Raw genomic sequence first — 22,522 nt, forward strand, 5'->3', positions numbered from 1 at the left:
AGGTTGTTCCAGGCCTGGCCTTCGCCGCGGCGGTCGCCTACTTCGCGGTGGATGTTGATGGCCTGCTGGTGTGCGGTGATCGCTTCGTCGAACCGCCGCACCTCCTGCATTGCGAGCCCGAGGTTGTTCCACGCCTGGCCTTCGCCATGATCGTCGCCCAGCTCCCGGTAGATGTCGACGGCCCGTTGGTGCGCCGTGATCGCCTCGTCGAACCGCCGCGCCGCCCGCAACGCGAGCCCGAGGTTGTTCGACGCGACGGCCCGCCGCTGTGGGTCGGTGAGTGTGGTGGCTGCGAAAGAGGCGTGGGTGGCGACGGTGACCCAGTCATTGAGATGCCACCGCCATCTCAGATATCCCTTCAGACAAGCGGCAAGCCGGGTGGTGTGGTCGAGATAGCCGTTGTGGTAGGCGTGAGCGACGGCGGCGGTGAGGTTGGTGTGTTCGGCGTCGAACCAGTCCAAGGCATCCTGCCGGCCGACAAACCGGTCTCGAAGCGGCTGGCTGGGCAGAGCCCGTAAATAGTCATCGGCGGCGTCGGCAGTGGCGCAGTAGTACGACAGCAGACGGCTGATGGCCTGATCTGCGGCATCGGGAGCGAGGTGGCGCCGGGCGTAGAGGACGAGCAGGTCATGCAGCCGCCACCGGCCGGACGGGGTGTGCTGCAGTAGCGACGCCGCGCGCAGAGCCCGCAGCCGCGTCGCGGCCACCGCGGTGGGGATGTCGGCGATCGCGGCGGCGGTCTCGGTAGACACGTCTGGTCCTGGGTTGACCGTCAGCAACGTCAGCAACTCTGTCGCTTCCGGGGCGTGGGCCGCCAAGCGACAATAGGAGAAATCGATGACCGCGGCGACATCTCCGCCGGCGTAAGCCATGCCGTGCAGGCGGGTCTCGGCGTCAGCGAGCTGGTCGGTCAGCGCCGTGACGGTGAGAGCGGGTTCGTCAACGAGAATCGCCGCGACGATCCGCACCGCCAAGGGCAACCGCCCGCACAATCGGACCAGCCGCGCCACCGCCGTCGGGTCGGTGTCTGGACGCGAATCCTGCAGGTTGTCGGCGCGCAGCAGCCGGGTCAGCAGGTCAGCCGCTCCGGACTCGCTGAGAACGTCGAGGAAGACTCGGCGTGCGTCCGGTAGGTCCAGGACGTCGCGGGTTGTGACCAGCGCACGATGTGCGAGCTGACGGGGGAGCAGATCCTGCACCTGGGTCGAGTCGGCGGCGTTGTCCAGCACTAGCAACACCCGCGCGCCCGCCGTAGCGAGCTGATCGAGAACTCGGTGGTACAGGCCGGCCTGCTCGACTGATGTGCGAGGAATCTGGTCAGCGGGCACACCCAGCTCGCGTAGCAACGACGCATACACCTGCTCCGGCCGCACCGGCGGTTGGCCGGGAGCGTAGCCGTGGAGATCCATTAGCAGCGCCCCGCCGGGGAACCAGTCGCGGCTGGCGGCCAGCAGCGCGGCGTGCAAGGCCAGGGCGGTCTTGCCGATGCCCCCCATCCCGGCCACCGCCGACACCACAACTGCGCACCGTCCCGCATCCGGTCCAAACGCCGCAGGAGTTGGGGCGAGCAGGCCCAGCAGCTGGTCCACCTCGTCTTCACGGCCGACGAACAGGCCCGCGGCCCGGCCTGGACGCAACACCTCCACAAGCGCCGCCGGACCCGGCTCGGCTGCGGCAATCATGGTGAGCTGGTTGACCGCGCCGATCACAGTGCCGCCCGGGCCGGCATGGCCATGTCCGGTGATGGCGACAGGCGGGCTTGACGCCGTCGGGCAGGTGATTGCCGGGGCGGGCGGCGTCAGGCCCGGCCCGGCGTCTGAGGGTCCGGCGCCACCACCTTGGTCACCGACCCCACCGCACCGAACGCGTCTCCCGAGCCGGTAGACGTCGCAACGCCAGAGATGACCGTCCCACCGTGGGTCGCCACCACCTCGCCGTGACGTTCGGCCTCGGTAACGGCCGCGGCCAGCGCTGTCGCGAAATCCGCATCGTCGTGCTGCGCGGCGGTGACCGCCAGCTCAACCCGTTTGCGGGTCAGCTCCGACACCTCACCGGACGCGGCGACCTCCGCCTCCAGCTTCGCGACCGCCGAGTCGGTCCCGACCTTTCCCAGCACCAGCCCCAGCACCTTGGCGCGAGCTTTCGCCGCGACAGCGTCGACCACCTCATTCGCGACACCATCGAGCGTCTTGCCGGCCCGTCGGGCTTTGCCCGCGGCCCACGCGATCAACGCACCCAGCACGACCTCGAATCCCACCAGCCAGCTCCCCTCACGCAGCGCACCCAACCGGGCACCACAGTTTACAGTCGCTGCTGCCCGCTCGAGAGCAACACGACCAGGCATGGACACGTCGCCTCAGGATCCGGCCATCGACGTCTGGTGGGTACCGGCGTGTACCGCACCCCGGTCGCGCGGTTCGACCTCCGCGAGGTGCCCGTCGACCGTATCCTGGACCTGGTCGGGCAGGCCATGAGCACCACGACGTCGGCTCACCGCGGACTTGGCAGGTCACGATCGTACGGCTGCCGGCCGAGGTCACGTCCGTGCCACCGTGACCGGCCCTGGGGGCAGCGCCTCCGTTGTCCTGCCGTCTCGATGATCCGCGGCCGGCGCATCGAGCTCGACCGGGTCGCGGCCGTGCCCGGACCTCAGTTCCGTTTCACTCGAACGACGGGCTGTTGCCGCCGATGAGACGTGCTCCGTCGAGGTCGAGGTCGACGCGGACGAAGTAGGTCCCGGCAGCCTTCGGCAGGGGAACCCAGAGATCCACGGTCGTGGTGTCGTGATCCGTCGTCGGTTGCAAACGGTAGACGAGGTTGCTGTTCAGCCAATCGCCATGGAGGCGGGTCTTGCCTCCGTTCTGCCACATCGACCAGGTCAGCAGCAATGTCCGGCCGCGGAGTCCGCCCAGTTCGACGTCCACGCTGACGATGGCACCCACCGGTTCCTTCCGGGGCGTGGTGCGGGCGTTCTTGAGAATCTTGAGCACGTGTTCGACGGCGACGTCCGGAGTGACGGGATCACCTTCGGGGCTGACCGAGGTGGCGTTGAGCATCCTGAGCACCGGCAGGCATCTTTCCGCATCGCGGCCGTCATCGGGGCAGCGCAGAGAGATTTTCGGATCGGTCTCGGCGCGCCGGACGACTTCGCCGACCCGCGAATGCAGGTTGTCCTGATCCAGTCCGATCGGCAGCCGGAAGCTTCCGGGCGCAGGCGAAGTGACTTGGCTCGACGAGGCCGGGGAGGTCGTCGGGGTGGTGGGGTGGAGTGTGGCCACGCAGCCGGTGGGAACGGCATTGCCTGGGCAGGAGGATGACTTTGTCGAGGTCGAGGTGGTGGTGACCGTCGCCTTGGTGCCGGGCTTGGCCGTGCCGGGTCCCGGCGAGGTGACGCCGAAGGCCTTGGGGACGACCGTCGCCAGCCGCTGCTGGTACTCGCTGAGGGGGACTCCCGAGATGGCCCGGATGTCGGTGAACTTGGCAGTGTCCTCGACGTCGTGGGGGAGCCGGACCGACAGGATCGCCGTGAGGGCGGCGGCAACGGCTCCAAGGCTGACGATCGTCGCGGTGATGCGCTTCCACCAACGGCGAAGGAAACCGGGATGTGACGGGGCCGGCGGACTCGTGCGGCGGCGGCCGGTGGGTTCATCGTTTCGCTTGACCATGGTAAATCCCTGCAGATGTCGTTCACTTTGTAGTCGGTCCCGGAAGCCTTTCCGTGACGGGGGCCCGTGCTTTGCACCCGTACGGCGTACTGACGACTTGGGGAAATCACGATATCCGGCCATGTCGTGAAAAACATTGGCTATGCGTATTTGTGATCACTGCCGGGGTGGGGTGGTCGTAACGGTCGCGGAGAAACTGGCGACTTACCGATCTCTGGGACGGCAGGAGGAAAACATGCGACCGAAGAATTCACGGCGGCGAGCCGTCGTACTCCTGCTGGTTCCCGCGGTCCTGGCAAGCAGTGGCTGCAACCCGCTGCCACCGCCACCGCCCACGCCTCCCTCGACGTCAACGCCGACGTCGACCATCGTGGAGTCATCGACGCCGAGCACTGTGCCGCCTGCGACGGACAGAGCGTGTGTCGGTTCTTATCCGTACATTCTCCGGCTGGTGACCGAAAACTTTGCCGAGGCGCTGGCGCAGGCCGGTCTTGCGGTGTGCTCGGACATCGGCTTCCGCACGGTGAACGTCGTGAACAATTCGTCGACCGTCTGGATCGTCGACCGCCCCGAAGGGCTTGCGTCACCATCCGCGGCACTCCCGGTGCCCACCGACGTCAGCTTGTTCAGGGAAATCCGCGGCGCGGCTCCCGGGCTGGCCGTGGAACCCGGCCAGCACGCCGTCGTCGCGGCGGCACCCGAGCAACTGCACCTGCGTCTCGACAAATCCTCGACACTCGGCTGGCAGACGCTGACCCTGTTCAAGGACACGGCCGGTGAGAGCCGTCAAGGAAAGGTCGTCGACGCGCTCGCACGCCTCGGTGCGAAAGGTTCGCCGACTAGGAAAGTCCTGATCGACTGCGGTCGAGCAGGCTATGAGGCGGCCGGCTTTCTCGCGGATGACCCCGCTGCGCAATTGCGGGAGGAGCCGGCCGAGCTCCTGCGCCAGAGCCTCGGGCTGGCCGGGAAATTGGAGAAGTGCGGCAAGGCCGTGAAAGACATGGAGTTCCGGGCACCCGAGCTGAAGCTCGGCACGCTGGCGGAGCACGCGAAGCGCACGCCTTGGACAGGTTCGACCAACACACTGGCAAGGGCTGCTACACGAGCGATGACCGTGGTCACGAAGTTCTGACCGGCGGCTCGCGGGATGGTCGTCCCTTCCGCTGCCATGCGGTCGTCCGAGCGCGCACCGAGTCGGCGGTCGGATGGCACGTGTGTGCTTTTCTTCGGTGCGGAGGGACCGAACACGTCGGCCTCGATCGCCTCCGCCACGTCGGTGCCCGATCGCCGACTGGGGTGCCGACCCGGTTGCTCGCGCTCTTCGGCGTCGTCCTGCACGCCGGACTCATCGCCCAGGCCGGTTGGGGAGTGGAGACCAAAACAAGCGCAACTGGAGCGGCTTTCCCACTGATCACCAGGGAACTCAGGGTTCCCCGGCATCTGCCTCGCCGACAAGAAGGCCCTGAAGGACGATGCCGAGCGCCCTGGCGAGGCGCTCGTGCAGGTCGAAGGGGGCCGGTTCCCCGCGGATCCAGCGTAGGACCGTCGAGAAGTAGAAGGCGGCCAGCAGCTGGCGCGCCTGGTCGCCGTCGACGCCCGCCCTGAACTCCCCGCGTTACCGCCCTTGCTCGACGATCCTGGCGAGTTCGATTTCCAGGGACGGGTCCTGCAGGAGGTGCCCGTACCGCGCTGAGGCGTCCATCCGCACGGGGGTCTCCGCACGGGAGGCGATCGACACCGACGGCACCGAGCACACCTTCACCAAGCTCGATGTTCGGAGCATCGCTTCGACCTGAGAAAGGCGCCTATAACAGAGCGTGCGCATCGTCGGCGATGGGTGGTCCGTGGGTCAGGAAGTCGCGGAGGGCCGCGCGGCGGTCGGCGTCCGCCTCGACGAGGCAACCGGTTTCGGTGAGCGCGTGCTCCCAGCCTGCGTCGTCAGCTGCCGCGGCAGTTTCGAGCTCGCACAGGACCGCCGACTGGTTCTTAGTCAGCGTAGAGAGCAGGTCAGGCCAGCGGATCGCCAGCACGGCGAGCTTGGCGAGTTCGGGGCCGTCGGGTCCACCCCGGCGACGGACGGTGAGGAACGAGTAGAACCGGAACAGGTTGACATAACGCTTGATTTCGCGGGGGTTGGCTGACCGCAGCCCAGGCAGTGCTGCCTCGAGCGCGGTGAACGCGGTGGCATCGGTATAAGCGTCGCTGTGTAGCTGCAAGTACACGCGGTCGGCTGCGATCTCGACCAGCTCGGTGATCCGTGCGAGGTCGATGGGGTACGAGATCAAGCCATGGGGATCGAGCACCGCGGAGACGGAGCGGAGATGCGACTCGACGCCGCCGACGATCGCGGGCATGGTCGCGAGCGTGGGCTTGAAGGCGCGGATCTGGGCTTCCGCCCACTCGACTGCCAGCTCGGCCGGAACATCTGTCGGAGTGGGTACCGGCCCTCCGGGCGTGGGTTTCGTGCCGGCCCCCAGTGCGATGCCGGGCTCTACCGGCGTGACCGGTGGAGCGGCCCCCGGGGCAGGCTCATCGGCAGTTGCACGATGGAATCGCCAGCCCAGCGTGCCCTCCGTGCCCGGGAGCTTCTCTATCAGCTCCGCGTAGGCGACCTCGACGTGCGCGGCCACCACGTCGGGCTCGATGGCCAGCACGAACACGCAGTTCTCGAACTCCCCGGCGAGGAACAGGTTGATCGCCTCGATGACCTGCGCGACGACGCCCGGCGAACAACGGTCCAGGTCGTCGATGAACACCACCAGCGGTCGTTCCGGGGTGGCCACCAACCGCAGCACCCGGGGCATGTCGGCCTGCACGACGTGCAGGAACCCGGCCTTGCCGGTGTACGTGAGGTCCGAGAACGCCGCGTCGGCCACGCCTTTGGCGTCTGTGCCCACTGCCCCGGCAGTCGGTCCGGATAGCAACCGGGTGAACGCGGTGATCGCCCGTTGTCCGCGCCCCACCACGTATCCGAACACCGAGCCGACGGTGACCACGCCGGCCCCACCGGCCAGCACCCACCGCGCGAGTTCGGTGCCTAGCCCGACCGCCCACACCACCCCGGCGGCCACCGCCGCGACGACGAATGCGGCCAGCCACGGCGCTACGCGTTCCAGCACCAGCCGGTGTATCCGGCGACGCACCGCGAGCCGATCCACCCGCGCCAGGTTCAGCTGTAGCCAGAACCGTTCCCGGTCGCCTGGCCGAAGTCGGTCGGTGACTTGGGTGACGATGGCGTCGGCGAGTCCGGCCCACACCTGTTCGGTGCTCTGGTACATCCAGGGGTTGAACCACACGGTGGCCCGCCAGGCCGCCGACGGTGCCGCCACCTCCGGCGCCGGTGTGGCTGCGCCGATCTCCTCGCCGGCCGGTGCGGAGGCGTGCTGGAGCAGTTCGTCGTTGCTCACGCCGCGGTCGGGCGTCGCCTGCCTACGCCACCACCGGCGTTTCGCCAGCGTCGCGCGCGAGTGCTGAGTGAGTTCAATCCGGCGGGGACGATCTGCCTCGGGCGGGTCCAGCTGAGCTCTGATCATCCGCATCAGCGACGTCTTGCCCGCGCCGCACTGCCCGGTCACGCCGATCGTCAAGGGTGGCACGGAGTCACGGTGCTTGATGAACGCAGCCACCGCATCCGCGTGCAAGCGGTAATCCAGCCGGTCCTCGACGGTCCAGAAGTCTCGGGACAGCTGCGGGCGGGGCGCTATCCCCGCTCTCACGGCGCGCTCCGCCCGTAACGCGGACCGCAGCTGCTCGACCACGTCCCCGCTTTCCTCGGAAGCCAGCCGTTGCCGCGCGGCCGAGTGCACTTCCGATGTTCGGAAGACCAGTCCGTCGTCCGTGGTCCAGTTCAGCCACATGCTTTTTCGCAGTTGCAGCCATGCTTGCTCGACCGCAGGCAGAATCACCCCTGGCAGGAGGACACGGGCGAAATCCAGGTCGAGTGCTTCGTCCGCGGTCAGCAAGGCGGTGCGCCGCAGCAGCTTCCGGGCGGTGTCCTTGAGGCTGTCGTAGTCATCGGCAAGAGCGGCAAAGAGGGCGATGTTGCGCGCGAGTGCGATATCGCTCGGCGCGTTCCCGGTGCCGGCGAAACCGGTCAGCGCTTTCAGAGACAACAGTTCACCTTCGCCCGGCATGCCCTCGCGCATCCGCTGGATGATCTGGGCGAGCGTCGAGGTGTCGATGACCAAGACCCCGGGCAGTGTATTCGTACTTGCGGCGATGTAGCGCGCATCTTGGATGAGGACCCGGGTTCCGGCGCGGCTGCCGCGGACCACGTTCTCGGCCCGCTGGTTCACGGAGATCGAATCGCTGTCGGAATAGACCAGGAACGTGTCCGTGGCCTGAACGCTTGCCTTTGCCAAGCTGGAGACAGCCTCGCTCAGCTGCGGATCAGCGGGCAGTATGAGGCATCTGTCCGAGTCGAACGCGGGACCCAGCTGCGAGTCGGTGAGGACCGCGGCCAGCTCGGTGCTCAAGGGGCCGATCAGCACGGTATTGGAGGCGTCTCGATCGGGCAGCCGCATGGACACACGATAGTCGGGATGAGTTTCCGCCTTCAGCCGCGCATTGAGGCCCCGAGGAGGTCGGCGGGTGAGCGGGTGCCGCACTACAACGTCACGAACCTCGATTCGACCGTCCTGCTGCAAGGTGGCGTCTCGTCAACGCGGGGTCGCTGGCCGGAGCTTTGTTCGCATGTCGGGCCCTGACGATCCGCTGAAGTGATCCCGGACGGCGCCAGGGTGGCTGTCCCAAATTTGTCAACCTCCGTCGTCTTCGCCGGGCGTCGCGATACTGACCTGGACCGGTCGGGAGGCCGTCAGGCGGTCCCTGGTTAGACATGGTCACCCTCGTGCACCTTTAGTCCTGATCGTCCGGGCTTGCAGCTATGCCGCCAGGCGGTTCTCCGGCAGCGGCCGCGAGATCAAGTGACTCTGGGCGACGTCACAGCGATCGGCGCGAGCTGGTCGCGAGCCACGTGGGCCGGTCGATCGTCGAGCCGGGCACTCGCTCGGGCTGACGGTGGGGCCGGAGGCGTCGAGGAGGACCGCGAGGTCGCCAAGGTCGGTCTTGGGACAGTGCCCCGCCCGGCAGGCTGCACCGGAACGGACTGGCGGCTCAGGTGGCGGGAGTCAGTGCAGCGCGCTCAACTGGCGATCAGGAGGACATGAGCCTGCCAGTGCGGGCTGTGGTTGCGTCGTCTCCGGGGCGCAGTAGGGTGCCGGGTGGGCACGTTCCGTCATGATGGCGGGACCTGGAGTAGGGGGATGGATGCGTCGCTTCGTGATGCGGTCATGACGGCACCCAGGCGGGATGTGCGGTTGATGCAGCAGCAGGCCAGCGAGCTGGACGCCCGGCTTGCTGTCGCCCGGCACACCGCCGGCTCGGGCGACCGGCTGGTCACCGCTGTGGTCACGGGCCAGGGAAAGCTGCTCGACCTGCGGATCGAGGACCGGGCGCTGCATGGCGCGCACGTGCAGAAGCTCGGCCTGAGCATTGTCGAAGCTGTCCGAGCCGCCCGCGCCGCGGCCAACGCCTCAGCACTCCCGCAGCTGAACGCCCTGTTCGGCAAGCAACCGCCACCGCCCACACCTCCGCGCCCACTGGTCGCTGCGGTGCCGGCCCGGCGCGAGACTACGCCGGACGACGAGGACAACTTCGAAGAGCTGGACTTCCTGACCGACGAGCCGGAGCCAGGAGGTCAACGCTGGTGACAAGCGAAGAGCAGCTGTACCACCTGGCGAAGGAAATCGACGCGCGCGTGGCCGCGGTGGAGCAGGCAGCCCAGGCCGGTGAGGCCCTGCCGCTGGTGCTGGACATCGGCGCGGGCCTCGGCACCGTGACCGTGGACGGCCTGGGCAGCCTGGTGTCGGTGGACCTCGCCCGCGATGCGGTCGCCGGGCACACCGGCGCCAGCCTTGCCGGGCACGTCCTGCGCGCGGTCGCCGGCGCCGAATCGGCCGCCGCCGCGCGCCGCAAGGCCATGATTGACGATGCGGCGCGGGAGGTCCGATGAACGACGGCAACTTCACCAACCCGTTCGGCACCGCCGCGGCCGGCTCGGGTTTCGAGGTCTACCCGCAGGCCTTGCGCGCGGCCACCGACGACGTGTTCGCCGCCCGCGACAAGGTGCTCAAGTTCGGCCAGGAGGACTTGGCACAGGTGGTCCTGCGCGATGACGACGTGGGCATGCTGGGCGCTCGGGCCGGTGTCGTCGAGAAGTTCACCGAAGCGATCGCCCACATCCGCGACAAGACCGGCAAAGGTGCGATGCAGCTGGGGCAGTTCGGCGAAGCGCTGGACAAGGCGGCCGACTACTACGAGACCCAGGACGAAGCGGACTTCCAGCGTCTGCGCGACCTGGAGAAGGGCATGGGCTGACCCGTGAGCGCACCGACCGCCCCGCCAACACCCGCGGCGCCGCAGCCCTATCCCGACGAAGCCGACGGGAAGATCCGCAAGATCGCCGAGCTGCTCGGCCGCGGCGACATCATCCAACTGCTCGACGACGTCCGCAACAAACTGCTCGGCAACGCGTTCCAGGTCCAGGACATGGCCACGGAGTTCGCGAAGAACCACACCCTCGCCGACGCCGGCGACGACATCGACAACGCCGTCCAGGCGGTGGCCGGCACCTGGAGCGGGCGCGCCGCCGCCCAGTTCAACACCTACGCCGACCACGTCGGGAAAGCGCTCGGCGATCAGCAGGATGTCGTCGGCAGCATGTCCGGCATCCTCTCCGGCATCGCCGGCTGCATCATCGAGACCTACAGCAAAGCCATTGAGTTCATCGGCACCTGCGCCGTCGAGCTCGGCAAGCTCGGCTACAAGACGATCGTCGCGATCGCGACCGCCGCGATTCCCATCGTCGATGTCTTCACCTCTAAGGAGGTCGTCGACGCGGTCGTGGACGCGTTCGCCAACCTCGTCACCGCCATCAACGGGCTGTTCGCCCAGGCCGTCACCACCCTCGGTGACTTCCGTGCGCAAGCCATCGCCATTGTGCAGGGCGACACCGACTTCCCCGACCTGCCCCCGATGCCCACCAACTCCGGAATGGACAACGAGAAGCAATGGCGCATCGACCCGTCAGCGGCTCCCGCATGAGGACACGAGTGCTCGGTTGTGCCGCCCTGGTGTCGGTGAGCCTGCTCGCCGGGTGCGGCCCGTCCACACCCGAGCGCGTGCTGACCCAGCCACCAGCCCCCGCGCAGACCGGTGCGCCGCTGCCGCTGAACCAGGTCGACAAGCCCCTCCACCTGGGCAAGTTCGAAACCGACCCGTGCAGCCTGCTCACCAAAGAGCAGGTAGCCGCCGTCGTCGCCGATCCACCCGCCGACGTGAGCGTGTTCCGGAAGACCACCGCGCCCCTCTACGGCTGCTCCTGGGCCACACCTCTCGGCACAAACGCCACCGCCTCGAAACCAGCCAAAAACCCGCGCACCCTGACCGAGCTGGCGGAGTCGCCGGCGCGGAAAGGCGACCTGTTCGAGCCGTGGACCGAAACCTCGATCGACGGCCTGCCCACCATCGTCTACCACCAACGCGGCAGCACCGACGACTGCTCGGTCGCCGTCCAAGTCACCGACCAGCAGATGCTCACCTTCCAGATCACCGGCAAGGACCTGCCCCACAACTACTGGGCCGACGACCGCTGCGGCGGAGTCGCCAAAATGGCCGAAGCCGTCATCATCAACCTTCGCGAGAACTAGACAGCCGCCGACCTTCTCAAGGTAGGCCACGCCGATCGGGTGCGTGCGTGGCACACCCCACTCGCGGTCCTCACCGGCCGCCGCTGGAACCTCGCGGTCATACCGCGCACCGTGCTGGCCAAGCTCGAAGATCGCCACCCCGACGGCATCGAGCGCGGCGCGCGACCTTGAGCTGCGCGCGACGAACCGCCGGTGGAGCGGTCTCACCGACGACGGCTTCGGCCACCTGGAGTTTCGCGACGTCGCCCTGACCAGCCGCGGCCGCGGCGCAGCAGTCTGCCCGCGCACCGCCGCGCTGCGGCTTCCAGGACCCGGCGGTGCTGTTGCCGCCAGTGGGGAGCCAGTCGGCCGTGGGCTGCGCGCGGTTACCGGATAAACCGCACGTCGCAGCGGCACGTGGGCGGCCCGAGGCGGTCGCGAGGCGCTCGATGATCAGCGACGCCGTCCGTTCGGGCGGGCGGGCGAATTCGGTGCTCTGATCCCCCCGTCCGGCCGACCCCTAAGACGACCGAGATGTGCTTGTGTGGCCGCGGGCTCACCCTGGACCTCTGCGACAAGCTCGCCCCTTCAGCCCAGCGCTACCGCTGCATGGCTGGCTGTGTGAGGTGTGCCGCGAGCACGTAGGCTGCAAACCCACGGCCCGGCGCCTCGCCGTGTGGGGCACAACTCGACGTCACGGTCCGGCACGGCCCCGGCGCGGCGTCGGGCACCGGGCTCGTCCTGATCGCTCACTCGCCCGTGTAGGGACGCTGGCCGGTCGCATCGAACTGCATCTGGACGGCACCGAGGTGGGCGCCGCGACGGCGAGCCTCTGCGAGAGGTGCCGGACGGCCGCCCTCGTGTACGTCCACGTCGCCGCCGGGTGTCGGCGCCTCGGCTTCGGCCGCACGCTCGTAGCGGCCGCGGTGGCCCGGGCACCGTCATATCGGTGGACAGCGCCGCTCCCGGACGGTCCGGTGGCGCAGTCGTTTCGTGCCCGGATCGCCATGTGCCGAGCTGGACGCCCTGCGTCCAAGCAGGTGCGACTTGTGGAGAACGCTGAGTGTGTGCGTTGCTGGGACGACGTTTATCGAACGTGTGTTCTACCATTTGCTAGGTTATTGGCGTAGGAGACCGAGAAGTCAGGAGGCCTTGTGGCGTGGTTGGTGCGCGAGCGATCCAGCGGCCGCGAGTGGCGGGTGGGCAATAGCGACCTCGCGTGGGACATCGGGGGTTACGACACCGGCCGTTTTGAGCTTCACGTCCTGGACGAGAAGGTCGTCGGCGCGCCGGACGTCAAGCCTGACCCGATTTCCACCGGAGGAGCGCGGCCTCGACCCGCTGGAGTTGACGCTTCGGCATGATCCAACGGCCTCGGCGAGTGTGCTGACACGATGATCGACTCGTCAGAGGACGTACTCGCGCGCGAGGTGCTGGCATGAGCGAGGGATGGCACGACCGTCGTCATGACGTGGAACCAGTCAGTAGCTGACACGCGTGATGCCCGGCGTCGGGCGTGAGGTCGAGTTGCGGGTCTGCTGCCTAAGCCTTGCGACGGTGTTCGACGAGCCAGGCGGCGACCTGGTGGAGTTTCAGGTTGGTTTGCTGGGAGGACTCGACGAGCATCCGGAACGCGTCGGCCGGGCCGAGGTCGTGGCGTTCCATGAGGATGCCTTTGGCCATGCCGATGACATCGTGGCTTTCGACGGCGGTGTACAGCTGGGCTTCGGTCTGCGCGCCGGCGAGGGCGATGGCGGCGTGGGTGGCGAAGAGGGTGCCGTCGGCTTCGGTGCGGTCGCTGAAGGCGTTGCGGGCGCGGGCGTAGAGGTTCAGGGCGCCGAGGGTGGTGTCGGTGACGAACAGGCGGTAGGACAGCAGCGAGCGGATCCCGGTGCGGGCGGCCTCGGGCGAGAAGTCCGGCCAGCGGGCCTCTTGGGTGAGGTCGCCGGTCCGGTACACCTGGTGGTCGGCGATGGCGTCCAGGCCGGGGCCCTGGCGGGTGCGTTGCTGGATTTCGTCGAGGGTCGCGACGACCTGGTCGGTCGAAGTGACGGTGCGGACCCCGCCGCCCTTTTCGATCAGGGAGATACCGGCGTATTCGGCGCCGTCGACGTGGTCGACGGCGGCCTTGACGATCGCGGCGAGGGTGGAGTCGACGTCCGGCTCGGCCTGCAGCGTCCGCGCTATGGCGCTGAGCGCGCCGCTCAGATCCGGGGTCGCGTAGCCCTTGTCAGTCATGCCCATCCCTCCCGCACTGACCTGCACGCAAGCGTATCGGGACCGGCGGATCGCCGACCGTGGCTCGGGTGCCCTTCGCTGTTACCGGTCGCGCGCGAGCACTGCTGCGCCCGATCGACGTGCTCGGCTTGGAGCACGTTCTGCCCGTGCACCGCAGCGTGGCCGATGCTCTGAGTTGGGTGGCTGCTGTCAGCTCACCTGATCAGCCCGGACACCTCCGGTAGCGCATCCGGCCTCGGCGAGCTGGCGATGGGGCCCTGCTCACCTGCAGGGCGGCAGTCTGCTGAGCCAGACCCTGCGCACCGCCGAGTCGATGCGGACGTCGATGAAGGCCGCGCTGGCCTACGGCCGGTCTTTTGCCGCATGACCATCAGGACCGAGGGAGCCACGAGGCGGTCAACAGCGGTCCGGCCGCTCAGCTGCCACGAAATCAGCTTCTAGGAAGACGAGGAGAAGTCTCGCCCGCTGCGATCGTCGACGAGCGGCGTCGGTGCCATGCCCTCGCCTGCCGGGAGTCAGGCTGCCGACGCAGCCGGTTGACCTGCGGACACTTGGGCCCGGTCGCTGTTGTGGCAGATGCAACTTCGCTCGCTCTCGACTTGACAGCGGCTACGCCGTCTCGCAGTATCCGAACAGGTGTTCGATGGGTTCGGGTTCGCTCGCGGCTTCCCCTCGTGGGCGTCTCCGGTGCGTGTTCGTGGTGCTGGAGGTGCGTGGTGGCGGTGCCGGAGACGGTGGCCGGGCTCGCGGCGATCCCGGGCGTCCGCACGGCCGCGCAACTCGGCAAGCCAACGCTCGAGACCGGGTTCCTCCCGGTGGCGCCGGCCCTCGCCGGATTGGTGCCGGGCGGATTGCGGCGTGGCAGTGCTGTGGCCGTCCGGGGCTCGACGGCGTTGGTCTTGGCGTTGCTGGCTGAGGCGACGCGGGAGGGGTCGTGGGCTGCGATCGCCGGGATGCCGGCCGTCGGGGTGGCGGCGGCCGCCGAGCTGGGCGTGGATTTGGACCGGCTCGCGCTGGTGCCGGAGCCGGGAGCCGAGCTGGCCGCGGTCGTGTCAGCGTTGATCGACGGGTTCGACCTCGTTGTGCTCGGCCCGGCGGCCGCCCGCGGCGTCCAGCCGCAGCTCGCGCGGCGGCTGGCCGGGCGTACCCGCAATCGCGGCGGGGTCCTGCTCACCACCGGCCCGTGGCCGGGCGCTGACCTGGAGCTCCGCGTCTCGAGACGCCGGTGGCGCGGCCTCGCCGACGACGGCTTCGGTCATCTGGCAAGGCGGGAGGTCGTCGCGACCCGCCGTGGCCGTGGGGCCGCGGCCCGTCCGCGCGCCGTTTCGCTGCAACTGCCGGGTGCTGGCGGTGCCGTTGCTGCCGTGGACGCGACCGCCGACCGCCGGCTGTCGGAGGCCGCTGGATGATGTGCATATCGGAGCGTCGACGCACGAGCTGGTCGAGACTGTTGCGTGATGCCTGGTGATCGACCAATCCAGCGGCCCGGCCCGGTCAGGTGCGCGCGGTGAGTTCGGCGGGCTGATTCCGGTCCGACCGGCGACCAGCAACGTCGTCACCTGCCTGCGTGGCCACCGGCTCGATCTGGACCTCTACGGCAAGCTCAAGCCCTACAGTCACCGCTACCGGCTGCATGGCACGCTGTGCGAGGTCTGCCGCGCGCATGAAGGCTGCGAGCCTGAGGCCCGGCGCCTCGCCGAGTGGGCATACCTCGACGTCACCGTTCAGCACGCGCCCGAGACGGCCCCAGGAGAGGGACTCGCCCTGGTCGCCCGTCCACCGGCTGGGGGGATGCTGGCCGGTCGGATCGAACTCCAGCTCGACGGCGCCGAGGTCGGCGCGGTCACTGCCAGCCTGTGCGCGAGTTGTCGAACGGCCACCCTCGACTATGTCCACGTCGCTGTCGAGTACCGGCGTCTCGGGTTCGGCCGCACGCTGGTCGCGGCCGCGGTGGCTCGTGCCGCCGCCTATCGGTGGACGGCGCCGCTGCCCGACGGCCCCGTGGCGCAGTCGTTCCGTGCCCGGATCGCCATGCGCCGACCCGGGCCACCCTGTCATCACCTGTGACGGGTGAGATCAGAGGTCGAGCCTGAACCGAGCCCATGATCGGGCGGCCGCGGTCAGAGCGGCGCGGTGGGCCAGCGGCTGATGGCGCTCGAGGTACTCCCAGATACCCCAAATCGCAACCGCGAAAGCCGTCTTGGTCTCGGCGGGGATTTGTTGCCAGGACGGAAGCTGCTCCGCCCAGGCCTCCGCCGCTGCAGGATCGTGGCCGGCCTCGATGAGCCGGGTGATGAGGAAAGCCGGATCGACTGCCGGGTCGGCGTTTCATGACCAGGCCCAGTCGACAATCTGAACCGTTGCGTCGTTGCTGAGCAGGTTCAAGGCGTGCAGGTCGGTGTGGGCAAGCGTGTTTCCCGAGACGTGCTCGACCGCGGTGGCCTCCAGCTCGTCAGCTCGTCGAGGTGGTCGCAGGCCCATGGATCGAGATCGGGAGTGTCCTTGGCGAGTCGTCGCCAGGCAGCCAGTCTCGCCCACTGCTCGGCCAGGGACGGCGCGTCGACGGACACCGTGCTCAGGCCCGCTGCAATCGCCGTGACGACATCCCGCACCGGATCCAGGTCGGCCGATTTAGGGAAGAGGTCGACGTGATGGCCGGGAAAGTGCTCGAAGCCAAGCAGAAGCCAGCCGTCAGCCTCCGTGCGCCACAGCGGCCGAGGAGCGACCTCGGGCGGGAGGAACGGGTTGACCGCAGCTTCGTGTGCACTCACGCATCCGCGGCGCCCACGACCCCTCCCGACACCGCCAGCTCACCGGCCGCAGCGGCGATGACGTTCTCGTCCTGCTCTACAATCTCACCGATTGGTCCACCGTGATCCACCTGGTCAGACAACTCTCCGACTGGCTGCGCGACCCCCATCCACATCGACGCGCACCAGATCCAGCTGCGCCCCCGGATCGGCATCGCCGAAGCCCGGCCCGCCGACACCCTCGACGATCTGCTGCGCCGCACCCGCCGCGGCCTGCACGACAGCGCCGACGTCCGCGCCCCCTGGATACACGCCGACCCCCACACCCCGTCATCCGGTGAGGACTACCATCACCGCGTCGAGCTGCTCGCCGAGCTGACCAGCGCGCTCGACACCGGCGCCTGCAACTGGACTATCACCCATCCGAACCCCGGCCGGAGTACTCATCGCTGTCCGTCCCCACCCGTACTGGGTCAGCCCCAACGGATTCCGCCGCGACCTGGACGCCATCACCGACCTGGCCGACCACACCGGCCTGCTTGCCGCCGCCCTCCCGCACATCCTCACCACCGCCGCCCAGCACGCCCGCCAGCTGGCCCGCCGGCCCTGTCCCCGCGCCGGCGATCCTGCTCAGCCTGCCGGGCAGCACCGTCCACGACGACGTCCTGTTGGACACCCTCACCGCACGCGCGGCCGACAGCGGCCTCGCCCCCGGGCGGCTGCAGCTGGCCATCCCCGCTCACGCCCTCACCGGCGAACCCACGGTGCTGCGGCGGTTGCGCGAAATCCCGGCCGGCGCCAACGGCATCCACCTGGCGCTCACCGACGTCCTGGACGACCACGTCCCGATCCAGGAGTTCACCACCGTGCCGTGGACGACGATCAGCCTCAACGCCGCCACGGTCACCGCCCTCACCAACACCCTGGCCGGCGCCACGCCACTGATCGCCGCCCTGACCACCATCCGCGCATTTGGCGCCCAGGCCCTCACCGACACCGCGGCCGGGCAGCCACCACATCGCGGCTTCGACCTCTACCACGCTCGCGAGGCCGTCACCGCCGACGCGGTACACGCGCTGCTTTCCGCGCCGAGAACCCCCCCGCGAGGGCAAACTGAAGTAAATTGACCAGACAGTGCTCCATCGCTGCAGCTCAGCAAGTGTGCTTCCCGCAAACGCGGGGATGATCCGGCGCATCTGTCACGCATCGAGACCGGCCTCGTGGTGCTCATTGACGAGTATGGCGCAGAACGTCGTGACAACGTCCAGGCAGCGATCGCGGCTGAACGCCGGCGGTTCGACGATGCCGATGTCCGCAGCTTCCTGCCCGTATGGTCGAGCGCTCGGTCAGAGACCGTATCGAACAAGCCTGATCCCGCCGCATTCCGTCACTTGCGGGCCCTCAAAACCGTAAAGTCGTCACGTCCGGCCGGGTGTTCGTCGAAGCTCTCCTCGGTTCGTCGGGGTGCCGGAGAACGATCGAGTTCCAGTCTTGCCGGGGAGCAGTTGCGGCGAGTCGAGGATGGCCGCGGCCCGGACGCACCAGCTGCCGACGCGGTCGCGGCTCGGGTGGACTCACGCTCCGCCGCGCGTCGACGGCTTGTCCTTGGCGAGCAAGTCGAGCTGACCGTGACGTCGGCGCGGCGCCGGTTTTCGGGTGGCGAGGGCGGCAAGGTCAAAGGCTCGGCAGAGACCGACTTCCGTCCTGAAGGCGAAGATTTACAAGCAGGGCGACATGACGAAGGGGCGTTCAACTGCTTGAACCAGTGGGCGAGGTGGCCACCCGCTACGACAAGTACGCGCTGATCGCCCTCGGTGGTGTCCTGCTCGCCGAAACCATCACTATTTATCGCACCACTTCCGGAATTAGTAGACGCAACCTAGGCGCCAACGCATACGAAGCCGGCCCAGTAGTAGGGGTGCGACCATCCCGGCAGGCCGCGGACATGGGCCTGCGCCCTCGACAACGCCTCGGCCGGCGGCAGGTGGTCCTGGAAGAGAAACCCGTAGAACGCGGCCATCAACGGAACCGTTCCCATGTCCTCGATGGCCCACAGTGAATTGACCACCGCGGCCGCCCCGGCGGTCAGGAACGCGTTCGTCAGCCCGATGAACTCGTTCGGCGTGCGCTCGCTCTCGACAATTCCTGTTTCGCACGCCGACAGGGTTACCAGTCGAACCGAATCCAACGGCAGTTGCTCGATGATCGCTGGGGTCAGCAGATCACCATTGGCCAACAGCAGACCAGACTTATGTGGGTCTTGCCAGTCGAATCGCGCGTGACAGGCGAAATGTAGGTAACCGCATCCGTCTGCCAGTTCGCCACGCAGAGCGGCCAGAGAGGCCTGTTCACCCTGCAACGCGGTCGCGCTGGGAGACACATTCGCTATCTCCGCCCACTCGGCGTGAGTGCCCGGCAGATCTCCGGTTGGATCCACGAGCGCCTGGAGTTTCTGTGAATGAGTACGGCTCCGCACATGCCTTGCACTCGCAGCCAGGGCGCGCAGATTGGGCGCGAAGGAGACGGTGTAGTCGTCAGCGAAGTACCTCGGCTTCCCGTCAGCGATGAAGCCCGCTGCGGCCAGGGGAAGTAGGCTGAGCCATTGCCCGGGCAGTACAACAACATTGGCGCCTGGCCGTATGCCTATGTCGGAAAGGTGCTTCTGAACGGGGCCCATGAGCAGCGCCCAGGCCAGCCTGCACGTGTCGATCAACGTCGTCAGCCACTCGGTGCCATTTTCGCGCTTACGCAGCCACCTTGAGTAGGCGGGGAACCAGCCCGGCCGCAGTTGGGAACCGAAGAACATCATCGTTGAAATCTGTCTGGTGAAGCCCGGCATCGGTACGTGCGAGAGGACTGGTGAACCGTCCTTCCAGGTGACGACGAACACGACGCCACCGTGGTCGGTGATGAGTGGCAGGACAAGGGCACCGGCGTCTGATAGGTCCCGCCACGGGATCTCGACCAGCGGAGGTGGCTGGTATCTATCCGAGACCTGCGCCACCCGGTCCATCCGCAACCTCGCCTTGCCGTTCTCCAGGCGCAGAAGTGCCTCGTCCAGCCGGCCCATTTTATACAGGCAATAAGCGAGTTTCTCGTACGCATCCGTCGTTTGCTCGATCTCAGCGAGCATTCCGGTGGCGTTTACGGTCATGCCCTCGGTGAACGCGCCCACATCGGTTACGCTGGACAGCAGGGCGCTGCATTCCGTCCAATTCTCTTCCTCGAAGTAGACCTCGGCCAGAATGTTGAGCGTGGCGATCTCGAAATACGGCAAAGTGTCGGCGAAGGCGTCGGACGCGGCTCGCAGGTGGTCATAGGCCAGTGCCAGTTTTGTCCGGTCGAGGCGACCGTATCTGAGATATGCGCCGCCAAGAGCGACATGGGCGGTCGCCCAGTCAAGCGGCATCTCCGTGCGGCTGACGGCTTCCAGCCCTTTGTTGATGTGATGCAGGCACAGTTCGTACGCGGCCTGCTGCGCTCCCGGCCTGACCAGCCCGTACAGTTGGGCCAGGCAGAGCCTCGCGTACAGCAGTAATGAACTGTTGGGCAGCGCCTCCAGTGCCGCTATTGCCCGCCTACTGGCCCGAATTCCTTCTCGTCGAACGCCTTCATTGCTGTCCGGAGTCAAGAGAATTGCCTGTGCGAGGTGCAAGTTGGCCTTGGCCCACGTCGGCGTCCCGATTTCGTCGGGAGATATCTTGAGAACTTCGCGGCAGTATTCCTGCGCCTTGCGCAGATTTTCGAGGCGAAACCCGTCGGGTCTCGCGGTGAACGCTTCCGCCAGGGTCACCGCAGCGCCCGCGGCGCGGGCTGAAAGCGAATTGTCGACCGCGATGTCGTAGGAACTGCGGGCAAGCCCAATGGCTCGCCGTGAGTTCTCCGGCCGGTCTCCCCTCGCCCGCATGACGTAGGCGCGGGCGAGGAGTGTCCGGGCCTCGCACTGCCGTGACGGATCAACGTACGAATCGAAGATTTGTACCGCCTGGTGACCGTATATGATGGCTTCTTCGCCGAAAAACGCCCCGTTTTCGAGGGACGGGAACTGGGCGAGGATGTCGACCAGATAAATATTCATTACGCCCCAGTAGACGGGCGCCATTTCGCGGTCGATTGACATCATGTGCTGCCTGAGCACCTCGACCTGGAAGAGCGCGTCCTCGGGCTTCGTAAGATCCGTGTGCCCCTTATCCTTGAAGTACCTGAACGGGTTGCGGACGATTGGCGTGAACGTGGGCGGGAGCTCGACGCTGAACGTTTCGTCGATGCCGTATCTAATGCAGGACTCCAGTTTTTCCCTGCCGACTGCTATCCAAGTACGCTGTTGCGTACCGCTTGCTTGGGAGCGTTCGCTGGCGGCAAGCAGTGCGCAGGTTTCGCCTGTCAGGATCAGTTCACGGTGCTTCATGACGGCGGCATGTCGACGATCCCAGGTCGGGGCGTACAGGTATTCGTTCAAGGCAAGATGTACCGCTTCGTCCTTGGTCAGATATGACGGTCCGCGATCGTTGGGCGGCCCTATCGCGCTGGTCATTCTCGCTGTTTTAGGGAAGGCCGAGTCGAGGCCGCCGGTCCGAGCGGTTTCCAAGGAGTCGATGAGCTGGTTGTATGCGCGCCGGGTGCTGTCGTTCTCGGCCGTGTCGCGCATCGCGGCAAATACGCCGATGCCTGGCCCGTCTAGCAAGATGTCGGGGAACGCCGCGACGATCCGGCGCCTGATCCAGGGCGATGCCGTCGTCAGCAAGGTCAAGCACACGTCAGCGGCGACATTTACCTCGGACCGCCCCCACGCGGTGTCCAACTCCTCCTCGCGACCGTCGTACCGGGGAAATCCTTCCTGTTCGATGGTCAGTCGCTCACCTCGGTAGCCGTCGTTACGAAAATAGTCCACGAATATCCGAAGTCGCTCGACGTAGCGGCTGACGGCCGAGCCGGGCGGCCTGGTCCTGTGCAGCACCGCGAGAAAGCCGTCGGTCGCTTCGTCGCGCAGCAACTCTTCATGATCACGCAGGACAGATTTTCGTTGTTTGTCACTCACGGAATCGAAGAGGAGTGCCGACAGCACGGTGACCAGGTCGGATGAACGAGGGGACAAGTCTCCTCCAATGGCTGCGCGCAGTGCCTTGACCGGCTAGTCTAGAGGAAATGATGTCGGAGGTGAATGGTGAGTGACTCGTTCGGATCGCAGTCCGATCCTGTCCGGCCGAGTGAGGATGGTGGCGATGCGCTTCCTGACGAATGGCAGCCGTTCGACCTCAAGCCCGTGGTCAGGGCTTCGGATCCGCGCACGGGAACAGGGTCAGAGAAAGTCGAACGACGAGGGTGAACCGGCGAATGCCGGCAGCGTTTTCGCGGAGCTGGTCAAGGACGGCGCGGTCACGGAGGATCAACGCCGGGAGTCCATCGACCTGCGGGCTCGGACCACCATCTCCTCGTCCGGGGCACTGGTCACGCTCATGCTCGCGTTCGCGGCACTTGTCACGAAAGTCGACCGTTATCATCTGCCTTCGGCGGCGCGCGTCTTGATTGTGATTGCGTCAATCGCGTTCGCGGTTTCGGCGGTGGCCGCGACAATGACGGCACTGCCACAGATCGACCGGGTCGTGGACCCGGTCCGGCTGGCCCAGGAACTGCCGTCCCGGTGGGACTGGACGGAAGACGCCGCCCGCAAGAAGGTCACCGCCACCCGCCTAGCCCAACTTCGGGCGACGCAACGCGCGAACAGCATCAGGGCGGTGATGCTGTTCATGGCGATCGCCGTCCAGGTGGTTGCGGTCGGCGTACTTTCGGCAGCGATCTGCGTAGTTCTGATCAAAGGTTAAGGGACGCCACGCAACCCGGGGCCGGTGTTGTCGCGTAGGCAGCTGATCACGATGGGCTGGTGCGCGCGTTCCCGAACCTGCCGAGCAGTCGCCGTGTCTTCCTGCCCCGGCCGGGTTGCCTTCCGGTGTGCAAGGTGCGGTGGCCGGTGCCACTCTGGGATCATGACGCACCACTTGCTCGTCCACGCCTTGACGACGGCGCAGGAGCTCGAAGCCAAAGGCTTTCTCGGCACTGTCGGCAAGATCGCCGCGGCTACCGTGGTCTTCTTCATCGCGATCGGGTTGGTCATCGGTCTGTTGCTCGGCTTCTTCATCGGCCGCTCGATCGGTCGGCGGCAGGGGCCGCGCACCTGAGGCTC

21 protein-coding genes are annotated in these 22,522 nt (G+C 67.4%); 13 read left to right on the forward strand and 8 right to left on the reverse strand.

Annotated features, from left to right (window positions below; genetic code table 11):
- The 3 genes from ACWDN5_RS32915 to ACWDN5_RS32925 form a co-directional block, all read right to left on the reverse strand.
- On the reverse strand, positions 1-1,709 hold a 1,709-nt coding region (locus tag ACWDN5_RS32915; protein WP_449679012.1), incomplete at its 3' end, for a tetratricopeptide repeat protein.
- An 89-nt stretch (positions 1,710-1,798) separates the two neighbouring features.
- On the reverse strand, positions 1,799-2,257 hold the full coding sequence (locus ACWDN5_RS32920) for a hypothetical protein (RefSeq protein WP_449679013.1): 459 nt from the start codon (positions 2,255-2,257) through the stop codon (positions 1,799-1,801).
- Between the two features lie 403 nt (positions 2,258-2,660).
- The gene (locus ACWDN5_RS32925; protein WP_449679014.1) at positions 2,661-3,665 is read right to left on the reverse strand and encodes a hypothetical protein; all 1,005 of its coding nucleotides are present in this window, start codon (positions 3,663-3,665) and stop codon (positions 2,661-2,663) included.
- Positions 3,666-4,116: 451 nt separating this feature from the next.
- On the opposite strand from ACWDN5_RS32925, the gene ACWDN5_RS32930 reads away from it, so the two are divergent.
- Positions 4,117-4,797 (forward strand): hypothetical protein, encoded by a 681-nt coding sequence (locus tag ACWDN5_RS32930; RefSeq protein WP_449679015.1) that lies wholly within the window; start codon positions 4,117-4,119, stop codon positions 4,795-4,797.
- Between the two features lie 483 nt (positions 4,798-5,280).
- Here ACWDN5_RS32930 and ACWDN5_RS32935 read toward each other — a convergent pair whose 3' ends face one another.
- Complete coding sequence (locus ACWDN5_RS32935) at positions 5,281-5,448, reverse strand: hypothetical protein (RefSeq protein WP_449679016.1); 168 nt, start codon at positions 5,446-5,448, stop codon at positions 5,281-5,283.
- A gap of 22 nt (positions 5,449-5,470) precedes the next feature.
- Positions 5,471-8,188 carry a KAP family P-loop NTPase fold protein gene (locus ACWDN5_RS32940; RefSeq protein WP_449679017.1) on the reverse strand — a complete coding sequence of 906 codons (2,718 nt, stop codon included), beginning with the start codon at positions 8,186-8,188 and terminating at the stop codon, positions 5,471-5,473.
- A gap of 768 nt (positions 8,189-8,956) precedes the next feature.
- Here ACWDN5_RS32940 and ACWDN5_RS32945 point away from each other — a divergent pair.
- Genes ACWDN5_RS32945 through ACWDN5_RS32970 form a run of 6 tightly spaced genes read left to right on the forward strand, consistent with a single transcriptional unit; the run spans position 8,957 to position 11,545 of the window.
- Entirely contained in the window at positions 8,957-9,376 is a 420-nt protein-coding gene (locus tag ACWDN5_RS32945; protein WP_449679018.1) for a YbaB/EbfC family nucleoid-associated protein, read from the forward strand.
- A complete protein-coding gene (locus ACWDN5_RS32950; protein ID WP_449679019.1) occupies positions 9,373-9,678 on the forward strand; it encodes a hypothetical protein in 306 nt (101 codons plus the stop codon). Before ACWDN5_RS32945 ends, ACWDN5_RS32950 begins: the two co-directional genes overlap by 4 nt.
- A complete protein-coding gene (locus ACWDN5_RS32955) occupies positions 9,675-10,043 on the forward strand; it encodes a hypothetical protein (protein WP_449679020.1) in 369 nt (122 codons plus the stop codon). The genes ACWDN5_RS32950 and ACWDN5_RS32955 overlap by 4 nt, the downstream gene beginning before the upstream one ends.
- A gap of 3 nt (positions 10,044-10,046) precedes the next feature.
- Entirely contained in the window at positions 10,047-10,769 is a 723-nt protein-coding gene (locus ACWDN5_RS32960; protein WP_449679021.1) for a WXG100 family type VII secretion target, read from the forward strand.
- Between the two features lie 35 nt (positions 10,770-10,804).
- Complete coding sequence (locus ACWDN5_RS32965; RefSeq protein WP_449679022.1) at positions 10,805-11,374, forward strand: DUF3558 domain-containing protein; 570 nt, start codon at positions 10,805-10,807, stop codon at positions 11,372-11,374.
- A 39-nt stretch (positions 11,375-11,413) separates the two neighbouring features.
- Positions 11,414-11,545, forward strand: a complete 132-nt coding sequence (locus ACWDN5_RS32970; RefSeq protein ID WP_449679023.1) for a hypothetical protein — start codon at positions 11,414-11,416, stop codon at positions 11,543-11,545.
- A gap of 1,350 nt (positions 11,546-12,895) precedes the next feature.
- Here the strand turns inward: ACWDN5_RS32970 and ACWDN5_RS32975 are convergent.
- Positions 12,896-13,591, reverse strand: a complete 696-nt coding sequence (locus tag ACWDN5_RS32975) for a GAF and ANTAR domain-containing protein (protein WP_449679024.1) — start codon at positions 13,589-13,591, stop codon at positions 12,896-12,898.
- A 716-nt stretch (positions 13,592-14,307) separates the two neighbouring features.
- Here ACWDN5_RS32975 and ACWDN5_RS32980 point away from each other — a divergent pair.
- A complete protein-coding gene (locus ACWDN5_RS32980; protein ID WP_449679025.1) occupies positions 14,308-15,000 on the forward strand; it encodes a hypothetical protein in 693 nt (230 codons plus the stop codon).
- A 55-nt stretch (positions 15,001-15,055) separates the two neighbouring features.
- Complete coding sequence (locus ACWDN5_RS32985; protein WP_449679026.1) at positions 15,056-15,658, forward strand: GNAT family N-acetyltransferase; 603 nt, start codon at positions 15,056-15,058, stop codon at positions 15,656-15,658.
- 314 nt (positions 15,659-15,972) lie between these two features.
- Here the strand turns inward: ACWDN5_RS32985 and ACWDN5_RS32990 are convergent, their stop codons facing one another.
- Positions 15,973-16,362, reverse strand: coding sequence for a hypothetical protein (locus tag ACWDN5_RS32990; RefSeq protein WP_449679027.1), 390 nt, complete (start codon positions 16,360-16,362; stop codon positions 15,973-15,975).
- A 518-nt stretch (positions 16,363-16,880) separates the two neighbouring features.
- Here ACWDN5_RS32990 and ACWDN5_RS32995 point away from each other — a divergent pair.
- Together ACWDN5_RS32995 and ACWDN5_RS33000 are read left to right on the forward strand one after the other, a co-directional pair.
- Positions 16,881-17,468 (forward strand): hypothetical protein, encoded by a 588-nt coding sequence (locus ACWDN5_RS32995; protein ID WP_449679028.1) that lies wholly within the window; start codon positions 16,881-16,883, stop codon positions 17,466-17,468.
- A gap of 93 nt (positions 17,469-17,561) precedes the next feature.
- Entirely contained in the window at positions 17,562-18,146 is a 585-nt protein-coding gene (locus ACWDN5_RS33000; RefSeq protein ID WP_449679029.1) for a three-helix bundle dimerization domain-containing protein, read from the forward strand.
- A gap of 74 nt (positions 18,147-18,220) precedes the next feature.
- On the opposite strand, the gene ACWDN5_RS33005 is transcribed toward ACWDN5_RS33000, so the two are convergent.
- A complete protein-coding gene (locus tag ACWDN5_RS33005) occupies positions 18,221-21,406 on the reverse strand; it encodes a CHAT domain-containing protein (RefSeq protein ID WP_449679030.1) in 3,186 nt (1,061 codons plus the stop codon).
- Positions 21,407-21,563: 157 nt separating this feature from the next.
- Between ACWDN5_RS33005 and ACWDN5_RS33010 the strand changes: the two genes are divergently transcribed.
- Both ACWDN5_RS33010 and ACWDN5_RS33015 read left to right on the forward strand, forming a co-directional pair.
- A complete protein-coding gene (locus ACWDN5_RS33010) occupies positions 21,564-22,163 on the forward strand; it encodes a hypothetical protein (RefSeq protein ID WP_449679031.1) in 600 nt (199 codons plus the stop codon).
- Between the two features lie 162 nt (positions 22,164-22,325).
- Positions 22,326-22,517 carry a hypothetical protein gene (locus ACWDN5_RS33015; RefSeq protein WP_449679032.1) on the forward strand — a complete coding sequence of 64 codons (192 nt, stop codon included), beginning with the start codon at positions 22,326-22,328 and terminating at the stop codon, positions 22,515-22,517.
- The last annotated feature ends 5 nt before the right edge of the window (positions 22,518-22,522 follow it).

The organism is Amycolatopsis sp. NPDC003731 (assembly GCF_053586895.1).

Bases quoted from the DNA above. Each gene is read 5' to 3' on its own strand.
- ACWDN5_RS32925 (WP_449679014.1), bottom strand. From the start codon at position 3,665: ATGGTCAAGCGAAACGATGAACCCACCGGCCGCCGCCGCACGAGTCCG.
- ACWDN5_RS32935 (WP_449679016.1), bottom strand. From the start codon at position 5,448: ATGCTCCGAACATCGAGCTTGGTGAAGGTGTGCTCGGTGCCGTCGGTG.
- ACWDN5_RS32940 (WP_449679017.1), bottom strand. From the start codon at position 8,188: ATGCGGCTGCCCGATCGAGACGCCTCCAATACCGTGCTGATCGGCCCC.
- ACWDN5_RS32945 (WP_449679018.1), top strand. From the start codon at position 8,957: ATGACGGCACCCAGGCGGGATGTGCGGTTGATGCAGCAGCAGGCCAGC.
- ACWDN5_RS32955 (WP_449679020.1), top strand. From the start codon at position 9,675: ATGAACGACGGCAACTTCACCAACCCGTTCGGCACCGCCGCGGCCGGC.
- ACWDN5_RS32975 (WP_449679024.1), bottom strand. From the start codon at position 13,591: ATGACTGACAAGGGCTACGCGACCCCGGATCTGAGCGGCGCGCTCAGC.
- ACWDN5_RS33010 (WP_449679031.1), top strand. From the start codon at position 21,564: ATGCGCTTCCTGACGAATGGCAGCCGTTCGACCTCAAGCCCGTGGTCA.
- ACWDN5_RS33015 (WP_449679032.1), top strand. From the start codon at position 22,326: ATGACGCACCACTTGCTCGTCCACGCCTTGACGACGGCGCAGGAGCTC.